The sequence below is a fragment of the Acididesulfobacillus acetoxydans genome, assembly GCF_902729405.1.
Taxonomy (GTDB): Bacteria; Bacillota; Desulfitobacteriia; order Desulfitobacteriales; family Desulfitobacteriaceae; genus Acididesulfobacillus; species Acididesulfobacillus acetoxydans.
Map to the genome: position 1 here is coordinate 1,623,280 of NZ_LR746496.1, position 20,617 is coordinate 1,643,896.

A 20,617-nucleotide genomic window follows, 5' to 3' on the forward strand; every position below is an offset into this window, starting at 1 on the left:
TCAACTCCTTATTGGTAGTTTTAACCATTTACACAAAACTTCATACGTCCTCCCCATACACAAGCGTATTTTATGTACCTTCTCCGCAAACGTTCTTTCCGGCAAACTGTCAAATCCGCCTAACCAGGGTAATGACACAGAAAGAGCTTTTGCAAGTCTGGCTAAGGTATCTATTGTCGGCTGATAATGCCCCTGTTCAAGTCTCGGAAGGTAAGTTTCAGCTATCCCAGTTTGCCTCGCAACAGCCGCTAAGGTAAGGTTCTTGCTGATTCGTGCGAGTCGAATGCGCTCGCCAACGGTGTTTCCTTGCAGATTTGACACATCGACACGATGTGGCGGCAGTACTTCGGTTTTTGTCCATCCAATGTTTGGGGTGCCCAAGTTGTTAACTGCACGCTTGTCCGTGTGGGTATCTTGGCGATCCGGCCAGGGTGTGTTCCTGCACGCCCCTGGCAAATCCGCCACTTCGAGGCAAAATTTCCGGGCCTCCTTTTGGATCGGTTGAGTGCACCAATGCCCAGATGACGGAGCAGAGGAACTCCTGTAACGGGCTTATCGTCTGCAGCAGCTGGGTGCCCGGAATTATGACCGGATTCTCCGGGCAGCGAGGAGCATTGCGGACTCCAATGGTTGAGAGGGTGAAGGCAGCGGAAGAACCTGCAAGGGTCTCTTGCGCTGCCTTTTACTTTTGGCTCATAATCCAGGCGGAAATATTTGATATTAATTTTGTCATTGATCACACTGACAGGTTTGTTTTTGTTTGAATTGTAAAAAAACTAGCGAGAGTTTACCATTAAACTATAACCAAATAAGGAGGTAAGCCTAATGGCAACAAACGTAAATGTCATGGACAGGAGCTTCAAGGGCAAAGCCGCGTTGCAGAAGTTCGGGGGATTCCTGGCCGGAATGGTTATCCCGAACATTGGTGCCTTCATCGCTTGGGGCTTGATTACAGCATTCTTTATCCCAACCGGTTGGCTTCCCAACGCTTACTTGGGCAAACTGGTCAGCCCGATGATTTCCTATCTGCTGCCGATTCTGATTGGGTATACAGGCGGTAAACTGGTGCACGATACCCGTGGAGGTGTGGTCGGGGCCATCGCTACCGCCGGAATCGTCGTTGGCGCCGACATTCCAATGTTTCTCGGCGCTATGATCATGGGGCCTCTCGGGGGCTGGCTGATCAAAAAATTCGACGAGATGGTTGATGGAAAAGTGCCGACCGGCTTTGAGATGCTGGTTAACAACTTTTCGGCCGGGATTCTGGGGGCGCTGCTCGCCCTTCTCGCCTTCTCCGGCATCGAACCGGTGGTTCAGGGTTTCTCGATGGCGCTCGGAAACTTGGCGATTGCCGTCACGAACGCCCACTTGCTTCCTCTGATTGCGATCTTTATCGAACCCGGCAAGGTCTTATTCTTGAATAACGCAATCAACCATGGTATTCTTGCCCCGCTCGGTATTGAACAAGTTAAACAAGCCGGAAAGTCCATCTTCTTTCTCCTGGAAACCGACCCTGGCCCGGGTCTGGGAATTCTTCTGGCCTACTGGGTTTACGGGAAAGGAACTGTTAAGCAGTCCGCACCCGGTGCGATCATCATTCAGTTCTTCGGCGGTATTCACGAAATATACTTCCCGTATATTCTGATGAAACCATTGCTTCTGCTCGCTGTCATCGGCGGCGGTATGGCTGCGGATTTCACCTTCGTCCTGACGAAGGCCGGACTTGTCGCGACGCCTTCGCCGGGAAGTATTTTCGCAGAAATGGCGATGACACCAAAAGGCGGGTTTGTCCCGGTGCTTCTGGGAATTGCGGTTGGTGCCGCCGTATCCTTCCTTATCGGTTCTGTGATCCTTAAAAGGGATAAGACCGAAGGCGATGCGGGTTCCCTCGACGCGGCCAACGAAATGATGTCGATGATGAAGGCCCAGAGCAAAGGGCAAAACGTCAGCCCGCGAGCGGCAGCAGACCCAAGTGCCAAAAGTGTAAGCGAACTGCCTCGTCTGATTGTTTTCGCCTGTGAGGCTGGGATGGGCTCCTCTGCGATGGGAGAATCTATCCTTAAGAAACAGCTTAAGGACGCAGGCCTCAACATTCAAGTGAAGCACACGCCGGTGAACCAGATCCCGCCGGAGGCGGAAGTGGTTTTCACCCAGGAAAGTCTTGCGGCGCGTGCAGCCCAGGTTGCGCGTGCAGCGGAAATCGTTCCGATTAAGAATTTCCTGGATAAGACGGCTTATGAGACCTTCGTAAACGAATTAAGAAACAGGTCGTGATGCCATTGTGGAACTGACTGTCCGGCAGAAGTTCATTCTCCATAATTTAATAGAGAAAGGCCCTTTGACCTTAAAGGGCCTTTCACAACAGATCGATGTCAGCGAGAGGACAATTCTGCGGGAGACATCTGCCCTGAATGAATGGCTGAAGCCATACAAGCTGCGGATTTCCGACAGCGCCGGCTTGCTCCGACTGAACGGGCAGAAAAAAGAGCTGGACGCGATCCGGGAACGCCAGCAGGAAATTCCGCTCCTTTGGATGTTGAATCAGGAGCAGAGGCAAGCGCTGATCACGGCTCAGCTGCTGCTGGCGGACGAGCCGATCAAATCCGCTTATTTCAGCCACCAGTTCAACGTCGTTGAAGCCACTATTGTGTTCTATCTGGACAAAATTGAAACGTGGTTAAAAAATAAGGGTCTGGTCTTAATTCGCAAGAGGGGGTACGGCCTGGAAGTGGAAGGGTCTGACTGGCACAAGAGGAACGCCTTTGTCGACCTTGTTTACAGCTACCAGCCGATGAGCGAACTCTTAAGCTTCCTCTACGAAGACGTCCAAGACTATCCTCTCCTCGCCTTCTTCAAGGTTACCTTCGGGGAAGACATGCTGCAGGCGGTCAAGGGCCTGATGGAAAAGCTCAACCGGCAGGGCCTGTTTCCGAACGACATCCGCTTTTTTGGCGCCTTCATGCACATCCTGATCTCGATCAAGAGGACGGATTCCCACGCGCCCATCCGTCTTCCGGAGGAGGCCGTGCGGGATATCCTGACCTCGGCGGAATTTGATTTCATGACAGACATCCGGGCAGTCCTGGAGGAGCAGGGAATCAAATTTCCGGAAAGTGAGCTAGCCTATCTGGCCGTTCATCTCAAGGGAGATAAGACATTTTCCGAAGGAACTCCCGGGACGAAGGAGCTAGGGTTTGACCTGGAGGATTTGGTCCGGGAAGCCGTTTACATCGTGGAGAAAAAGCTGAGCCTGCCGATTAATGTCGATCAACAGCTGCTGACGGGGCTCGTCCAGCACATCGATCCGGCGCTTTACCGCCTGAGCAGGGGCCTGGAAGTAAGAAATCCGATCATCGATGACATCAAGCAGTATTACCCAAATCTCTACCAGGCGGTAGAGCAGGCTTGCAAACTGGTGTTCTCGAAATACAACCTGGTCATACCCGAAAGTGAAGTGGGGTATGTCACTATGCACATCGGAGCGGCAATCGAAAGACAACACGGGGCCGAAAACAAGCTCAGCGCTTTGATCATCTGCCCGAACGGCTTGAGTACAGCGAAGATGCTGAGCAGCAAACTGACAAGAAACTTTCCGGAGATCGACCGGATCGAGGTTTGCTCCCTGCGGGAGATGAACGAAAAGCTCAAGGCAGGGTATGATATGGTGCTGTCCACAGTCAGCCTGGACAAGAAAACGGACGAGGATGTCGCCGTGGTTTCCCCTTTCCTTTCCCAAGACGATCTGGAAGCGGTAAACAGCCTGATCCGGAGAAGAAAGAAGAAGAACCGCTGGAGGGAAAGTTTAGGCTTGCCGGCCGGAGAAGAGCGATCGGAAAGGGAAGAAGATCTGAATCTTACCAATGAGCTTTTGCAAAACGTCCAGCTCAAGCTGCTGGATGCGGAAAGCTATCCGGAAGTGATTGATAAGATCGTACGCGAAATATGCCGTGAGGATGCCGCCGGAATTATTGAAGCATCCAAGGAGGAAGTGCTAAAGACTCTTATCAGCAAAAGAGAAGAAAAAGGAAATGTGATCATTCCGGGGAGCCACATGGCTCTTCTCCATGTGCGGAGCGATGAGATCAAAGGGCCTTTCATCGCCGCCTACAGGCTTAAGAAGTTTATTGAAATGAAAAGCCTCGGCTTCGCCCTGGAAAAGGTCGATACGTTTTTTATTATGTTGGCGCGGAAATCGGAGAGCAACTATCTCCTGGAGCAGCTGGGGAAAATCAGCGTTGCTCTTGTCGAAAACCGGGAGTTTTGCGAAAGCCTGAGAATCGGCGACCGACAGGATATTCGGAAGGCGCTAATCGAAATACTCAACCGGGAGGCAGAACAATGAATCGGACAATTTTGAACGAAAACAATGTGGTACTCAATGTTGCGAAAGAGACGAAACGTGAAGCGATTGCCCGGGTGGGAAGGCTCCTCGTGCAGAACGGCTATGTCGGAGAGAAATATATCGAAGGGATGCAGAAGAGGGAAGAAAGCCTGAGCACGTATGTGGGAAACGGGGTGGCCATACCCCACGGCATGCCCGAATATATGCGGTATATCCGCAAGTCCGGTCTGGTCGTATTTCAGTATCCGGAGGGAATCGATTTTGGCGACGGCAACCGGGCTTATCTGTTAATCGGAATCGCCGGCAAGGATGATGAACACATAGAGATCCTAGCCGGAATCGCTCTGGTCTGCCAAGAGGAAGAGAATGTGCTGAAACTCCGGCAGGCAGCTTCCAAAGAGGAAATCATCGAGATCCTGACGGACGGTGAGCAGGATGATTAAGACGGTGACACTGAATCCCGCCGTCGACAAGACGGTTGAAATCGACAACTTTGCCGTGGGGACGGTCAACCGGATTTCCACGCTGCGTCTGGATGCAGGCGGCAAGGGCATCAATGTGGCCAAAGTGCTGAAGGTACTGGGGGCGGAGTGCAAAGCGACCGGAATTCTGGCCGGACACAACGGGCGTTTCATACAAGAGCAAATGGATGGGTGGGAGATCGAGAACGATTTTGTTTTTATCCCTGGAGAGACGAGGACGAACCTTAAAGTGGTAGATCCGGTCAGCCGCTCTTACACGGATATCAATGAGCCGGGCGGGGAGGTTTCCGCCGCCGAATTGGATCGTTTGGAAGAAAAGATCTTTTCCGATCTCGAGCGCGCTGGAATTTTGATCTTGTCCGGGAGCGTTCCGGCCGGAGTGGGTCCGGATATTTATGCCAAGTGGATCCGGCGGGCGGAGCGAGGAGGAGTGAAAACGATTCTTGATGCGGACGGGAAGCTGCTGCGGGAAGGAATTAAGGCGCGGCCCGCTCTGATCAAACCGAACATTCATGAACTGGAGGCCCTGCTCGAGCGAAAACTCCCCGGTCCGGAGGCGGCTGCCGAAGCGGCGCGGGAGCTCTTGGCCGCCGGAATGGGTATGGCGGTCGTCTCTATGGGCGCTCAGGGGGCAGTTTTCGTGCGCAAGGAAGAGGCTTACTACGGCGAGGCTTTTCCCGTAGAGGCGAAGAGCACCGTGGGCGCGGGTGACGCGATGGTAGCCGCTTTGGCTTATGCTCTGGCAGAGGGTTATTCTTTGGCGGAGACAGTCCGCCTGGCTGTGGCAACGAGCGCGGCCCAAATGATGACTCCGGGGACTCAGCCGCCGGAGGAGGATATGGTGCGAACGTTGGAGAAACGGGTCTCTTACCGCCCAATTTGAGGTTTTGCAGGCACAAATCGTCTGCGGTTGGAAAAACGCCTGCCTTGTACCAGCAGTCGCTAGAATCATTTGACAGACACTAGAATAATTTGGAGGAAAGATCATGAAAACAAAAGCAGTTCGTCTATACGGTGCCAACGACTTGAGAATGGAAGAGTTTGAGCTCCCAGAAATTGAGGAGGATGAGATCCTGGTCGAGATCATTTCCGACTCTGTCTGTATGTCTACGTACAAAGCGGCTATTCTCGGAAAAGGGCACAAACGCGTGCCTCAGGATGTCGACCGGAACCCAATCATCGTCGGCCACGAATTCTCCGGCAACATTGTCAAGGTCGGGGCGAAACTTCAAGATAAATTTCAGGCGGGAAACAAGTTTGCTCTCCAGCCGGCTCTGAACTACAAAGGAACGATGTGGTCGCCGGGATACTCTTACAAGTATTTTGGCGGAGACGCCACCTACAACATCATTCCGAAAGAGGTCATTGAGATCAACTGTCTCCTGGACTACCGCGGAGACACCTACTACGAGGCTTCTTTGGCCGAACCGATGTCCTGCATCATCGGGGCCTTCCACGCCAGCTACCACACGCACATGGGCAGTTACGAGCACCGCATGGGAATTGTCGAAGGAGGAAAAATGGCCCTGCTGGCGGCAGCCGGACCGATGGGCCTGGGTGCGGTCGACTACGCCTTGCACTGTGATCGCCGGCCGGGGTTCCTGGTCGTGACGGATATCGACGAGGAGCGGATCGGGCGGGCCAAGCAGATATTCACTCAGGAAGAAGCGCGCAAGTGCGGGGTGGAATTGCACTTTGTCAATACCAAGGATTTGCCTGATGTGCCCGGATATCTGAAAGAGCTGACCGGAGGCAGTGGTTACGATGACGTGTTGGCCTTCACTCCGGTTAAGCCGGTGGTCGAACTGGCCGACAAAATCCTGGGACGCGACGGCTGTCTCAACTTCTTCGCCGGACCGACAGACAACCAGTTTTCGGCGGAGATCAATTTCTACAATGTCCACTATTCTTCCACCCATGTGATGGGCACCACCGGGGGAAACACAGATGATATGATTGAGTCCTTGAAAATGACGCAAAAAGGACTGATCAACCCGGCGGTGATGGTGACGCATATCGGTGGTCTGGACGCTGCAGCGGAAACCGTTCTGAACCTGCCTCATATTCCCGGGGGGAAGAAGCTTATCTATACTCACATTAACATGGAGCTTACAGCCCTCGACGAACTGGCGGAGAAAGGCGAACGGGACCCGCGTTTTGCCAGGCTGGCGGAAATCGTCGGTCAGAGTAAAGGACTGTGGTGTGACGAAGCGGAAAAGTACTTGTTGGAGAACTGGAAATAGGAGAAGAAGAGAATGCGTACGGAGACCGTGACCATCCTCAACGAAACAGGTCTGCATGCCCGGCCGGCCTCACTTTTCGTCCAGACGGCATCCCGGTTTAAGGCTGAGGTTAGCCTGGAAAAAAGCGGCAAGAGAGTTACCGCCAAATCCATCCTCGGAGTGCTTTCTCTCGGCGTGACACAGGGCGACCAGGTTGTTCTGACGTGTGTTGGTCCGGATGAAGAAGAGGCACTTGGCCAACTGGTTGAACTTGTGCACTCGAAGTTTGGAGAAAAAAGCGAAGCTTAGACTGGCGTTTCTGAAGCCCCCGGCACTGAAAACGGTGCGCGGGAGCTTTGCCGTTCCTGCCGTCTTCCGGATCCGGGTACGCACTGGCACGTCGATGAGACACGCTGGATGCTCATCGCTGAGAAAGGAGGGAAGCAGGGGTATCGCCGGTGGCTCTGGACTTTCGTATCGGAGCCGGCCACCGTGTTCGTCTTGTGTTTCCAAAATGTGGGCCGATCAAAAACTTTTCAAAACATATTGTATTTCGTGACGAGCAAGTGTATACTTATAAATAAGCAAATGCTCAAAATGAATTGGCGGTGAGAAATGTCTGTTAGGATTACAGAGCGGGAAGTAATTAAGGTTTCTAGGATGTATTACGAACTGCATATGACACAGGAGGAAATCGCCGAGCATGAAGGGTGGTCCAGACCAACAGTAGGACGGATATTGGACCGTGCCCTTAAAGAGGGGATCGTTAAAATCTCAGTTTTGTACCCAAAGAATTCGATTCAAAGATTGGAGTCGCAGTTGCTATCAAGGTTCGAATTGACCAGTGCCCATGTCACTCCAGTTTATGTGGATTACCTTCAGTCTATAGGCGTTGATGTAGGTGGGAATGTGGGTAATTATTTAACGTCCATTCTAAAACCTGGGGATACAATTGCATTGTCATGGGGTACAACAATGTCGTTTGTTGCTAATAACTTACCTGAGTGGGGGGGTACTAAATTAACATTTGTTCAGTCAAATGGCGGAATTGGACGAATGGGTTTGTCGACTGATTCAGCTGAAATTATCGAAGCCTTTAAGCGAAACTTTGGCGGTACGGGATTCTTGCTACCAGTACCCACTATAGTTGATACGCAATACATTGCGGACGCAATTAAGTCGGACTCGATGATTAAGGATATTATGGAAAAGGTTGATCGAGCCGAGATTGTTCTCTTTGGTATTGGTAAACTTTCGAAAACCTCTGTGCTATACAAGGCTGGGTATTTTGAAGACCGCGAATACGACTTGCTTATAAAACGCGGTACGGTGGGAGACATTTGTTCCAGGTTTTTTGACTCAAATGGTAATATCAGTGATCCTGACTTGGATGCTAGAACGATAGGTATTACGCTAACAGCTTTGAAAAAGAAAAAACATTCAATTGCTGTGGCCATCGGTAAGGAGAAATGCCTACCTCTTCTAGGTGCATTAAGAGGTAAGTTCATATCCACTCTATTTGTCGATGAAATTTTAGCACAAGCTTTGTTAGACGAGGCCAATGTTAGGGGGATTTAGTTTGAAAGCTGTAAGATTGTACAAAGCAGGAGATTTACGTGTTGAGGATGTAGAACTAACACCTCTTAAACCTCTTGAAGTTCTTGTAAAGACTAAATATGTTGGCGTATGTGGCTCAGATATTCCAAGGGTTCTTCGTGAGGGAGCTCATAAAGCACCATTGACTATAGGGCATGAGTTTTCGGGGGAAGTTGTAGATATTGGGTCAGATGTCGTAGGATGGCAAAAAGGTGCCCGAGTAACGGCTCCTCCTCTTATTCCTTGTAACACCTGTACTTGGTGCCAAGAGGGGGAGTATTCACTTTGTAGTGAATATAACTATCTGGGGTCAAGAACAGATGGGGCGATGGCGGAATTTGTAAAGGTTCCTGTCACTAATTTACTTCTTCTTCCTGACAAGGTGTCCTTCAGACAAGGGGCACTTACCGACCCAGCCGCAAATGCAATGCATGCAATTATTAGGGGCTGTGGGATCACGTCCAATGACTCTGTTGCTGTGTTTGGTTTAGGCTCTATCGGACTCTTTGCAGTACAAATCGCGAAAATACTGGGATCAGATACAATTGCAGCAATTGATATTGAATCTAGTAAAGTTGAGTTGGCTAAAAAGCTCGGAGCCAATATAGGTATCAACTCTTCACTTGACGATCCGATTGAGACTTTAAATAGTTTGACAAATGGCCGTGGGATGAGTTTAGTGCTTGACATGTCAGGTTCGCCTATCGCTCAAAATCAAGCGGTATTAGCCGCAGCAAAACGTGGTCGAGTTGTCTACGTTGGAATATCGCATTCTAAACTGGAGTTAAGTGATGCGTCAGTTGATAGATTGTTACGTTATGAAATTACAATCTCCGGTTCATGGAATTCGTTTTCTGCACCATTTCCAGGGCGCGAATGGACGGATGCTTTAGGCTACATGGAGCGCGGATTGCTTTTAGCCGATCCTATAGTGAGCTATGAATTCTCTCTTGATCAAGCGCCAAGCGTTTTTGATCAAATTAGAGATAAAAGTATTACGTTCAATAAGATTTTATTTACTCCTGAGGCGAGAGTGCTATGAGAATTCAAGAAGCGGAATATTTTCTAGGGTAAATGTTCAGTGAACCATTCAATGAACATTTAAAAGTCAACGAAACGGGCCGGACTTAGTCCGACCCGGCGAGAATTTGACGAAAGTTCTTATGGAGTGGATAGAGGTAAATACTTTTAACGGGCAGTTTGTACTCGTTGAGCCGATCCCATTTACCCCGTCCCTGCGTTTCCCCCACGTAAGACCAGTTGGCCGCTTTGTAACAGGTTCCCCTATAGCGCTCTTTGTCAACAAACGTTTCGAGTAATACGGGGGTGTGGCCATAGGTCGCTTGCCATTCTTGCGGCAGGCGCTTGGCAGTGAGGGATAGGATTTTGGATGCCAAGTTCTTGACGTGAACCCAGGGTAGAAGTAAAAAGCGGGAATTGTTTACCACTAGGTTCAAGTGCTTCAGGCGTTGCTCCTTAGTCCAGCCGACGAGTTCGTCGCGAGGCCGCAAAGCCCAGGCCGGTGATGAAAAGCCGATGGCTCCCAGAAGCACGCCGGAGTCGGTATAAATGAGGTAGCGAATTTGAGCTCCGGGCAAGCGCGTGTAGCCGAGATAGTGATAACGCTCAATCAGTTCGTTCCAAAAGCGCGATTGTTTTGACCCACTGACTCGGATGAACCGGATAGAGCCCAAGTGATGGAGGGGGACCGTGATCGGTTCTCCGGGGTCACTCGCCGGGGTAAACTGAATTGGGCGCAGCCGGTTGTTATCTTTGCTTAGGGGAGGAGGGAGTTCGATGATGCCGTCTCGATGCAAACGCAACAAGGCCACACGGCAGCTCATGTCTTTGAGTCCTCCGTCCGGCTTACGCCAATTCAAAGCACGGCAGACCTCCTGAGAGATTCGCTGCCGGTTCAGATTCCCTTGGCGGATAAGGCTGCGGATGAGTTCCAGATCCTCCGCGCTGAAGGTGCGTCCCCTGGCTTTCACAACGGATATCATGGGCTCTTTCCTTTCTTTAAAAGGAGCGCCTCACGGTCCGGGCCGGTGATGTTCCAGGGTAGGAAGGAGGCTAACTCCTCGGGTTTCTGGGGGGCTTTACCCAAACGGGCACAGGCCTCTAAGTAGTAAAGGAGATATGCTTGGGGGTTTAGACCGTTTTGAACAGCGCTCTGAAGAATGGACAGACTCATCGCCGCAAACTGGCCACCCCGTTCGGAATGGTTCCCATAGTAGTTGTTACGCCCGACCGCCGCACCGCGCAGGGCTGATTCTGCGACATTATTGTGCATAGGAATATCGACATGATCGACAAAGACCGTTAAGTGCGCCCAGTTACGGCTTAAGCTCTTAAGGATCTTGGTTTGCACCGGTTTATTCGTGGTCAGTGTCTGTTGAGCATCCCGTTTAGTCGCCATTTTCTCCATCTGACCTTCCAGTTCCGCTTGCTTCTCGGCGAATTGAACCGGATGATTCTGGCACGCGACCCGTTCATCATTGACTGCCATTAGGGTATGAATGTCATCAATCCAGTCATCCGCCCAGTCTCTCAGGGATAAAAGGCCTTCTTTTGCCCGGATGAAGTCCCGACGGACATGAAGCCAACACAGCTGACGCAGCATCTGACCGTCTAAAACGCAGTAGGCACCGTAACGGTCGACATTGATAATGCCCCGGGCTGTCTGACCAAAGAACTTCTGAGGGACCTCTTTCGAACGGTGGGGATCCAGGACGAACACGGTGGCCCGCTTTGATACGAACGTCCAGAGCCACCAGCGATACCCCTGCTTCCCTTCCTTCTCAGCGAAGACCATCCAGCGTGTCTCATCGACGTGCCAGTGGGTTTCACTGCGGCTCGTCTCGATCAGCAAGGCATACAGGGGGACGAGAAAAGCACCGATCGTCTGAAAACAGCCGGTCAGCGTCCCGGCATGGATATCTAAGCCTTCAAGCTCCCACTGCCGGATCTGACGGTTCAGTGGGATCTGAAAGAAGTATTTCTGCACAATCGTAAACACCAAAAAGTCGAGACTAAATAGGCCCTTGGGAATAAGCTGCGGCGGCTTGGGGGCCGTAATGATGGCCGGTCCTAGGCACTCACAGGTCTTGGCTGCCTTACGCCGAACGTGCTTCTTGAGGATGACCCCGACTTCATAGTCGATCTCAATTGAGTCTTCCGTGAGATTCAGATCACGATAGGGCTTGCCGCAGTGAGGACAAACCTTCTGCTCCGGCGGAATCTCGTGAATCACTTCTGTCAGTGGAAGGTCCTTGGGAATTTGGCGGCCGTGACCCCGATGACCTTTCTGAGCGCCCCGTTTCTTCTTCTCTTTCTTCGGAAAAGCGCAGGAGGAATCCGCACTGTCACTTGGAGGTTCAACCGTCACGCCATCCTTCGTCGCTAAATGGAGGTTTTCTGGCTGAGACTTTTCCGAAGAAGCCCCAAACAAATCACCGCGCAGGTTGCGCAGTTGTGCTTCCAGTTTTTCAATCCGGGCATCCCGGTCCGCCAGCTGCTGCTGAAGCCGAGCGTTCTCTTCTGCGAGCTTCTTAACATGCTCTTTCAGTGCTTTGACCGGCCCACACTTTGGAAACGTGCACAGGGACTTCTCCGATCTGGGTTTCCTCTTCGATTCAGTTTTTGACAGCTTCTTCTCATCTGTATCCATGACCTTATTCTAGCAAAGAACAGGCCACGTCGCCAGTCAAAAAATACCAATTGGCCAAAATTTAAGAGAAAAGTTAAAAGGGCAATTTACATGAATGGTTCAGTGAATACTTACTTTCTAGGCATAGATTTTGGTACCCAGTCCGTAAAGGTTGGACTATTTGACAACGTATTTAATTGTAAGTCTATTGCTTCATCACCTTATGAGACATTTTATCCAAAGAATGGCTGGGCGGAGCAGAAACCTGAGGATTGGTGGAAAGCATTGAAAAATGCTCTGTCTATGTGCCTTCAAAAAGCCGATGTAAGTCCTGAGTATATTGCAGGCCTGACGGCATGTGCTACTTCATCAACTGTAATGGCTGTAGATGAAGAGGGCATACCTCTTTACCCCTCTATTTTATGGATGGACACTAGGTCAAAACTTGAAATGGATGACATTAATAAAGTTAACCATCGTGGCCTAATGGATTGTGGGGGCCAAGTTTCTGCTGAATGGTATGTTCCTAAGCTATTGTGGCTTAAGCGGAATGAACCAGATATCTATAAAAGAAGTTATAAAATTGTTGAACAACTTGACTGGATTAACTTTAAGCTAACCGGACAGTGGGTTGCATCCACTTGCAATGCTACCTGCAAGTGGAATTACAATTCACAACGAAATGATTGGGATGATGATTTTTTTTACGGATTGGGTATTAACGATTTTCGAACAAAGCTTCCCGATGCCGTAATTCCAATATCCGGATATATCGGACATTTGTCCCATAAGACAGCTACAGAATTAAACTTGCCAATTACGTTAGCCGTATACCAAGGCGGGATTGACGCATATATAGCTGCGATAGGGACAGGAGCCCTTCACCAAGGACAGTTGGCTATGGTTATGGGAAGTAGCTTCGTATATCTGGCTATTTCGTCAACCTCTATTTCTGGACAAAACGGACTTTGGGGGCCATATTATGGTGCTTTGTTACCCGAAAGATGGGTAATAGAAGGTGGTCAGCTATCAGGGGCTTCTATAACGCAATGGTTTGAGCGAGAATTTCTAAATGACATAGACAAACATGTTAAATTCCAGGTATTGATGAATGCCGTTAACGAAATCGAGCATGGTAGTGAGGGTTTGCTTGTATTCGACGGATGGCAAGGTAATAGAAATCCATACAACGATCCCTTAGCTACCGGCATAATAACGGGATTGACTTTAAAGCATACACGGTTCCACATTTATAGAGCAATTTTAGAGGCAGTAGGCTATGGCACCAGAAATGTATTGGATGCAATCTCGGAAAATGGTCAGCGCATTGAAAGAATCATAGTTTGTGGCGGGGCATCACAAAACTCCGTTTGGAACCAGATCATATCCGATATTTGTGGAAGGACATTAGAATCTTTGATGTTTTCAGAAGCTGGCTTACTTGGCTGTGCTATTGTTGCACAAACGGGCGCAGGGAAATTTAGAAGTATTTTGGAAGCGTCAGACAAGGTAAAGAGGGAAGTTAAAGTCTACAATCCTAATACTGAGCTAAAAGAACTGTCTGATGAGAAGTTTCGATTATATAAAGACCTATATGAACGTAATCGAAGTCTTTTTGGCTCTCTGACTTAGGGGGAGAAGATGAACAAAGATATTTTGTCAATGAAAAGCGTAACCAAATGTTTCCCAGGAATGAAAGCGCTTGACAACGTTGATTTCTCTGTTTGTTATGGAGAGGTACATTGCTTAATTGGCGCTAACGGTGCAGGAAAGTCAACATTGATGAAAATACTTACGGGTGTTTATTCCAGAGACTCAGGAGAAATTGTTTTTAAGGGTAACAAAGTCAATTTTTCGTCTCCGAGAGAGGCTCGGCAAAACGGAATCTCAATTATTCACCAAGAACTATCTTTAGTAGACAATCTGAGTGTAGCTGAAAACATATTTCTCGGACAAAACAACAACTTTAAGACTGTTAATTGGAGGCATCTTTATAATGAATCTAGATCTGTTTTGCAATCGATAGGGATGTCGACAATTTATCCGAAGGAACTTGTTTCAAACTTAAGCATCGGTCACCGCCAGATTGTGGAGTTGGCTAAAGCAGTTGCTCTAGATGCGAAGTTAATCGTAATGGATGAGCCTTCCGCGACATTATCTGGTGCAGAATATGCTACTCTAGTCAGGGTAATTCGCGATTTACAGCGTAAAGGTGTATCAATTATTTACATCACCCATAGGCTAAATGAATTGTTTGATATTGGGGACAAGGTAACGGTTTTAAGGGATGGAAAAGTGGTTGCAACACAACGTCTTACTGATACGAATCATGATGAACTGGTGTTTCAGATGATTGGCAAGAAGGTGTCGAATCAAAAAGTCATTCGTAATAGCCAAGTTGATGCGCAAAGAGCGGTCCTTGAGGCACAGAGTATTTCGACAAAAGTCATTAAACAACTCAATATTAAATTACACGCCGGCGAGATTTTGGGCCTTTATGGATTAGTTGGATCCGGAAGGACAGAGTTATTACGAGTTCTTTATGGGATAGACCAACCATCATCAGGTCGTGTTTTGCTTAATGGGCAACCCGTCAAGCTCAAAAGTCCTCGAGCTGCGATTAAGAAAGGGATGGCACTTGTTCCGGAAAACAGAAAGCTACAGGGAGTTATTTTGGGCTTGAATATCTGGATGAATGCCACAGTCGTACCGTCAAGGGACTTTGTGAAATATGGGTTCCTCAGAATAAGCGACATTAGGAAACAAGTTGGCGGAATGATGAAAAGACTAAATATTAAGGCGTCAAGTTCTAATACACTGGTGGGTAATCTTAGCGGAGGGAATCAGCAGAAGGTAGTTTTATCCAAATGGCTTTTAAAGAAAACGAGCATTTTTCTTCTTGATGAGCCGACTCAGGGCGTTGATATTGGGGCTAAAGAAGAGATTTATAGGCTTATATATTCACTTGCTAGTTCGGGAAATTCAGTTATAGTTGCATCATCTGATCATGAGGAACTTATTCATTTGTGCGATCGAATATTGGTTTTTTACGACGGAGAAATTGTAAAAGAATTTATAGACCTAGATGAAGCTTCCGCGAAAATTTTAGAATCAGCGGTAGTCGGGAGGTAGAGAGATGGGAGTAGGTATAAAGTCTAGAATAGCGACGCTCCGGCTCAGAGAACAATTTAAGAAATATAATTTGGCGATTTTATTAATTGTATTTATTATAGTTGCTTCTTCTTTGTCAAATAAGTTTTTTACTATATCAAATCTGTTCAACATTATTCAACAATCTTCTGTTGTTGGTATTATTACTTTGGGAATGACCTATGTTATTCTCGTTGCAGGTATTGATTTATCCGTCGGGTCAACCGCAGCTTTTTCAGGCATGGTAAGTACCATCCTAATTTCTCAACATTTACCTGTAATTATGAGTATTGTAGTTGCTATCTTTGCTGGTGCTATCATAGGCCTAATAAATGGTTGGTTTAGCTCGTACGGAGGACTACCTTCATTTATAGTTACCCTTGCCACAATGGTGGCAGTGAGAGGGGCTACATTTATTTTGACTAACGGGACGCCAATTTACGGACTTTCCAGCGGATTTACTTTTATTGGTACAGGTACCATTGGACAGTTTCCAATTAGTGGAGCAATATGGATAATTATAACTTTGGTATTACTGATTATTTCGAAATACACAGGCTACGGTAGAAACTTGTATGCGGTTGGGGGTAACCCGGAAGCCTCCTACCTCTCAGGAATAAAAGTCAATTTCGTAGTCCTCATTGCGTTTACAATATCTGGAATTCTCTCTGCTTTTGCTGGCATTTTGTTAGCGTCGTGGTTGACTGTAGGGCAGCCTACAGCAGCAACAGGCGTAGAATTGAATGCAATAGCTGCCGTGGTACTAGGTGGAACCAGTCTGTTTGGTGGGAAAGGAGGTATATTAGGCAGTTTTATAGGCGTTTTGCTCATGGCGGTCATTACAAACATCTTTAATTTAGTAGGCTTGGGGTCGTATTATCAATCTGTTTTTATGGGGGTGATTATTGTTGGAGCATTAATGATGAATAAATACCTCGTTGGAGAGAAGAGTTAGTTTGAAAAGGGGGATAATGATGAAGAAAACGCTGACAATGGGTATTGCGTGTGTAGCACTCTTATTGGGATTGGTTGGATGTGGCAACAATGTTAGTACCCCTGCAAGTAATTCAAGCAGTTCTGGAGGCACCAATTCTACGTCGAGTAATTCTAAGAAATTGGTTATCGGATTTAGTCAAGTTACTCTTCAATCACCATTTTACGTGTCTATAGAAAACGCGGCAAAGGCGGAGGTTGTAGCTAAAGGAGGCCAGGTAATTACTACGGATGCCGAAAATGACATTCAAAAGCAGAATAATGACGTGCAAGACCTGATTACAAAGGGCGTAAACGCTCTTATAATTGACCCGGTTAATCCGCAAGGTATTGCACCAGCCTTAGCGGCAGCCCAAAAGGCTAAAATACCGGTTATTGCTGTTGATCGCCCTGCTGAGGGTCCCATTGTAACATTTGTAGGACGAGATAATGAAAAGATGGGAGAGTTAGCAGGACAAGAAGCAGTCAAACTTCTTGGGGGCCAAGGACATGCAAAAGGATTGGTTATTGAGATTCAAGGTGCAGCAGGTGACAAAGTCATGATGGCTCGACGGGATGGGTTTGACAAGATTGTCGGAGCAGAGTCAGGGGTAAAGATAATTCACAGTCCATACTGTGATTATATTAGGTCTAAGGCAGTTGCAGCGATGCAGGATTTAATACAAAAGTATCCCAATGTCAGTTTGGTTTATGCACATAACGATGATATGGCATTGGGGGCGCTGCAGGTATTAAAGCAGTATCATCTTGATAAGAAAGTCAAGATAGTATCTATTGACGGTTTGACTGAGGACATCAAGGCTATTATGGACGGTTACGCAAATGCAACTGTACTTAATGACCCACAGTATGAGGGCAAACTGGCGGCTGATACAGCTATTGGTGCAATCAATGGGAAGACATATCCATCCTACATTGATGCAGGGACTACACTGGTTACATCCACTAATGCATCAAAGTATTACAACCCATCCAATGTTTTTGCGAGTTATGAACCCGCGAGTAAGTAATTAGACAATCTTAAGAGCATCCGCGAGACTAATCTCGTTTATTAGTGCATGAAAGGGGGCGGTGCCTAATCTGCCCCCTTTCTGATCGCGGTGCGCCACGCATGACGATTAACTTGACGGTGAAAGTCCGTTATGGGGGTATGTAGCGACCAACCATTAGCTCAAGGCAAGGGTGTCCATTGCGAGATGGAATCTGAAGGAAGCCGGCGGCAAAGTTCCGCCCCGAGGAACACGAACAATATTAGGCGCGAAATGTGGGGTAAGACTGCCATACAAGTTGAAGCCCAAAAGCTACACGGACACGTCAGCGTAAATGTTGCGGGGACATGGAATGAAAGTGAATCGTCTTACCGTGGGAGGCCTCACGGACGGGTGGAAACGGAGTAAGAAGCCCGGTTGAAACAAGATTTGTCGTGAGGAGTCAGCAGAAGCCATAGTACAGAGGTGTCCCGGACACCGACGGAAGGGCGGAACCAAAGGAGGTGTGGGTCAATGAAAGTTACCGAAGGTGGTAATTTAAAACACAGACAACTTTGCTTTAAAGACTATCTGCAAAGGTCATCTGCGGAACAGAGAGAGTATGCAGAAGTGTGCGTGCCACCCAGGATGACCAAAACCGACAACACCAACACAGACGAGCAGACAGAGAAACTGCTAGAGGAAATTCTCAGCGCCGAGAACCTTAATCGAGCCTACTACAGAGTGAAGGGGAACAAAGGCGCGGGTGGAATCGACGGTATGCAGGTGGACGAACTTCTACCCTACCTGAAAGGACACAAGGATGAACTTTTGCAAGCCCTCTGGGACGGGAAATACCGTCCGAAACCCGTACGGAGGGTAGAAATACCCAAAGAGAACGGGAAAATGAGAAAGCTGGGAATCCCTACCGTCGTGGACAGACTGATCCAACAAGCCATAACCCAGGTCCTTTCGCCAATCTTCGAAAGGCAATTCTCAGACAACAGCTATGGGTTCCGACCTCAACGAAGCGCTCACGACGCGCTAAGAGCATGTCAAAGGCATATCACAGAAGGCTTTGTCTACGTCGTGGACATGGACTTGGAGAAATACTTTGACACGGTCAACCAAAGCAAACTCATCCAAATCCTCTCAGACACCATCAAAGATGGACGAGTCATATCCCTAATCCATAAATTCCTCAGAGCAGGGATTATGGTGGACGGACTATTTGAAGAAAGTCCGGAAGGCGTACCCCAAGGGGGGCCCCTTAGTCCCTTACTTGGAAACGTCATGCTAAACGTCTGTGACCACGAGCTAGAAAAGCGTGGGCATCGCTTCGTACGCTACGCGGATGACATGATGATTTTCTGCAAAAGCGAGAAAGCGGCCCGGCGAACGCTAGACCATATTGTTCCTTATATCGAAGGGAAACTATTCCTCAGAGTCAATAAGGAGAAAACAAGCGTGGCACACGTGAGGAAAGTCAAGTATCTGGGATACGGCTTCTACATCCACAAAGGAAGAGGACGACTGAGAATCCACCCGAAAAGCATCCTGAAGCTAAAGGACAAGATCCGGAAAGTCACCGGACGGAGCAACGGGATGGGAATCGAGGAGAGAAAGGCAAAACTCAATTACATCATCCGAGGATGGACCAATTACTTTAAACTGGCAGACGCCAAAGCGTTACTCGGAAAGATGGACGAATGGCTACGAAGTCGAATTCGGATGGTCACATGGAAACGATGGAAGAGAGTACGCACACGATACGCGAACTTGCAGAAGCTTGGCATCAAGAAGGAGCAAGCATGGATGTGGGCAAACACAAGAAAGGGCTATTGGCGAGTAGCCCATAGCCACATTTTGACAATGTCCTTATCCAACAAACGCATCGAACGCGCAGGATACCCCAGTTTTAGTCAATGCTACTCTGCCAAATAACGTGTAAACTTTGGAGGCGCCGTATACCGAACGGTACGTACGGTGCTGTGGGAGGTCGGCTGGCCAATTAATGACCAGCCTCCTACCCGATTAAGAACCAAGGAGGAAATCAATATGGAAAAAGAGAAAATTGCTAGGATGATGGACCATACTTTGCTTAAACCCAATGCATTAGACCAACAAATCGAAGTTTTGTGTGCACAAGCAAAGGAGTATCATTTTGCCTCAGTATGCATCAATCCTACGTTCATTAAAATGGCCAGGAAACTTCTGTCGGGAACAGATATCAAGGTCTGTGTGGTAATAGGCTTTCCATTGGGTGCAAACACGACGCCCACAAAGATCTTTGAAGCCAAAGATGCTTTGGCTTCGGGTGCCGACGAACTGGATTATGTAGTTAATATTAGTGATGTGCTAAATGGTCGCTTTGAAGAGGTCCAAGCAGAAATGAGTCAATTCGCTCAGCTTAAAGAAGAAAATAGTAAGTGTCTCATCAAAATAATTTTAGAAACCTGTTATCTTAATGAGGACCAAATAACTAAGCTGTGTGTTATGGCGAAATCTGCTGGTTTAGATTTTGTGAAGACTTCCACGGGTTTTGGCAGTGGTGGAGCAACAATGGAGCATGTGGCACTCATGCGGCATGCAGTGGGCCAAGCCCTGGGGGTGAAGGCCTCTGGTGGTATACGTACTTATGAGGATGCCGCGAAGATGGTGGAAGCGGGTGCCTCTCGAATTGGTGCCAGTGCCAGTGTTGCAATAGTTGATGGGGCAAGACAACAACATTAATGCAGACACACTTAAAACAAGGTTTCCCGAAAAGACAACTCGGCTACAGGAAGAGATTCGACCCGTTTTTGCTTATGTCGGACTCGATTGTGCAACGGGATCGTAAAGTTAGTGCAATATCGACAGAAAATATGTGCAATGGCGACGGGACTAGCTGCAGTTCATAAATTCACGATGGGTCAGCGATGAACGCTTCGCGGGGGCTTATCGCTTTAGTTTGCCTCGGTTTCGACAATTTTTCCTGGATCTAGGCATCCGTCAAGAGTGGATGCCTTTATTTACGCAGTTTTTTCGGGTGAAACTCAATTTGTTTTAATATTGGGAGGAATCAGGGGATGGGCCCCAATAGATTGGAATATTCAGATGTTTTAGCCCAACTTTCCACTAAACATGGCTTAAACCCCTGCTGTACCTCACTTCTTCATTTTAATTCTGGCACTACAATCTCTTACCCATCAGGGACCGTTTTCTCTTGAGGGGGT

17 protein-coding genes are annotated in these 20,617 nt (G+C 48.2%); 14 read left to right on the forward strand and 3 right to left on the reverse strand.

Features of this window, described 5'->3' with window-relative positions; translation table 11 throughout:
* A complete protein-coding gene (locus MNU25_RS20460) occupies nt 1-465 on the reverse strand; it encodes a helix-turn-helix domain-containing protein (protein ID WP_372503670.1) in 465 nt (154 codons plus the stop codon).
* A 360-nt stretch (nt 466-825) separates the two neighbouring features.
* Here MNU25_RS20460 and MNU25_RS07200 point away from each other — a divergent pair, with 360 nt between their 5' ends.
* The 8 genes from MNU25_RS07200 (at nt 826) to MNU25_RS07235 (ending at nt 9,684) form a co-directional block, all read left to right on the forward strand.
* On the forward strand, nt 826-2,274 hold the full coding sequence (locus MNU25_RS07200) for a PTS mannitol transporter subunit IIBC (protein ID WP_240983836.1): 1,449 nt from the start codon (nt 826-828) through the stop codon (nt 2,272-2,274).
* 7 nt (nt 2,275-2,281) lie between these two features.
* The gene (locus tag MNU25_RS07205) at nt 2,282-4,342 is read left to right on the forward strand and encodes a BglG family transcription antiterminator (protein ID WP_240983837.1); all 2,061 of its coding nucleotides are present in this window, start codon (nt 2,282-2,284) and stop codon (nt 4,340-4,342) included.
* A complete protein-coding gene (locus MNU25_RS07210) occupies nt 4,339-4,785 on the forward strand; it encodes a PTS mannitol transporter subunit IIA (protein ID WP_240983838.1) in 447 nt (148 codons plus the stop codon). The genes MNU25_RS07205 and MNU25_RS07210 overlap by 4 nt, the downstream gene beginning before the upstream one ends.
* Nucleotides 4,778-5,707, forward strand: coding sequence for a 1-phosphofructokinase (gene pfkB / locus MNU25_RS07215; RefSeq protein WP_240984441.1), 930 nt, complete (start codon nt 4,778-4,780; stop codon nt 5,705-5,707). The genes MNU25_RS07210 and pfkB overlap by 8 nt, the downstream gene beginning before the upstream one ends.
* Nucleotides 5,708-5,810: 103 nt before the next feature.
* On the forward strand, nt 5,811-7,067 hold the full coding sequence (locus tag MNU25_RS07220) for a zinc-binding dehydrogenase (RefSeq protein ID WP_240984442.1): 1,257 nt from the start codon (nt 5,811-5,813) through the stop codon (nt 7,065-7,067).
* Between the two features lie 12 nt (nt 7,068-7,079).
* Nucleotides 7,080-7,355 carry an HPr family phosphocarrier protein gene (locus MNU25_RS07225; RefSeq protein WP_240983841.1) on the forward strand — a complete coding sequence of 92 codons (276 nt, stop codon included), beginning with the start codon at nt 7,080-7,082 and terminating at the stop codon, nt 7,353-7,355.
* A 306-nt stretch (nt 7,356-7,661) separates the two neighbouring features.
* Nucleotides 7,662-8,624 carry a sugar-binding transcriptional regulator gene (locus MNU25_RS07230; RefSeq protein WP_240984443.1) on the forward strand — a complete coding sequence of 321 codons (963 nt, stop codon included), beginning with the start codon at nt 7,662-7,664 and terminating at the stop codon, nt 8,622-8,624.
* Nucleotide 8,625: 1 nt separating this feature from the next.
* Nucleotides 8,626-9,684 carry a galactitol-1-phosphate 5-dehydrogenase gene (locus tag MNU25_RS07235; protein ID WP_240984444.1) on the forward strand — a complete coding sequence of 353 codons (1,059 nt, stop codon included), beginning with the start codon at nt 8,626-8,628 and terminating at the stop codon, nt 9,682-9,684.
* 85 nt (nt 9,685-9,769) lie between these two features.
* Here the strand turns inward: MNU25_RS07235 and MNU25_RS07240 are convergent, their stop codons facing one another.
* Together MNU25_RS07240 and tnpC are read right to left on the reverse strand one after the other, a co-directional pair.
* Nucleotides 9,770-10,645 carry a DUF4338 domain-containing protein gene (locus MNU25_RS07240; RefSeq protein ID WP_240984445.1) on the reverse strand — a complete coding sequence of 292 codons (876 nt, stop codon included), beginning with the start codon at nt 10,643-10,645 and terminating at the stop codon, nt 9,770-9,772.
* Nucleotides 10,642-12,312, reverse strand: coding sequence for an IS66 family transposase (tnpC, locus tag MNU25_RS07245; protein WP_240984446.1), 1,671 nt, complete (start codon nt 12,310-12,312; stop codon nt 10,642-10,644). Before tnpC ends, MNU25_RS07240 begins: the two co-directional genes overlap by 4 nt.
* 90 nt (nt 12,313-12,402) lie before the next feature.
* Here tnpC and MNU25_RS07250 point away from each other — a divergent pair, with 90 nt between their 5' ends.
* From MNU25_RS07250 to deoC, 6 genes are all read left to right on the forward strand, one after another.
* Entirely contained in the window at nt 12,403-13,923 is a 1,521-nt protein-coding gene (locus tag MNU25_RS07250) for an FGGY-family carbohydrate kinase (protein ID WP_240984447.1), read from the forward strand.
* 9 nt (nt 13,924-13,932) lie between these two features.
* Nucleotides 13,933-15,423 (forward strand): sugar ABC transporter ATP-binding protein, encoded by a 1,491-nt coding sequence (locus tag MNU25_RS07255; protein ID WP_240984448.1) that lies wholly within the window; start codon nt 13,933-13,935, stop codon nt 15,421-15,423.
* A 4-nt stretch (nt 15,424-15,427) separates the two neighbouring features.
* Nucleotides 15,428-16,396, forward strand: a complete 969-nt coding sequence (locus MNU25_RS07260) for an ABC transporter permease (RefSeq protein WP_240984449.1) — start codon at nt 15,428-15,430, stop codon at nt 16,394-16,396.
* A 19-nt stretch (nt 16,397-16,415) separates the two neighbouring features.
* A complete protein-coding gene (locus MNU25_RS07265) occupies nt 16,416-17,444 on the forward strand; it encodes a substrate-binding domain-containing protein (RefSeq protein ID WP_240984450.1) in 1,029 nt (342 codons plus the stop codon).
* A 492-nt stretch (nt 17,445-17,936) separates the two neighbouring features.
* Complete coding sequence (gene ltrA / locus MNU25_RS07270; RefSeq protein WP_240983528.1) at nt 17,937-19,346, forward strand: group II intron reverse transcriptase/maturase; 1,410 nt, start codon at nt 17,937-17,939, stop codon at nt 19,344-19,346.
* Between the two features lie 114 nt (nt 19,347-19,460).
* A complete protein-coding gene (deoC, locus tag MNU25_RS07275; protein ID WP_240984451.1) occupies nt 19,461-20,135 on the forward strand; it encodes a deoxyribose-phosphate aldolase in 675 nt (224 codons plus the stop codon).
* Nucleotides 20,136-20,617 lie beyond the last annotated feature (482 nt).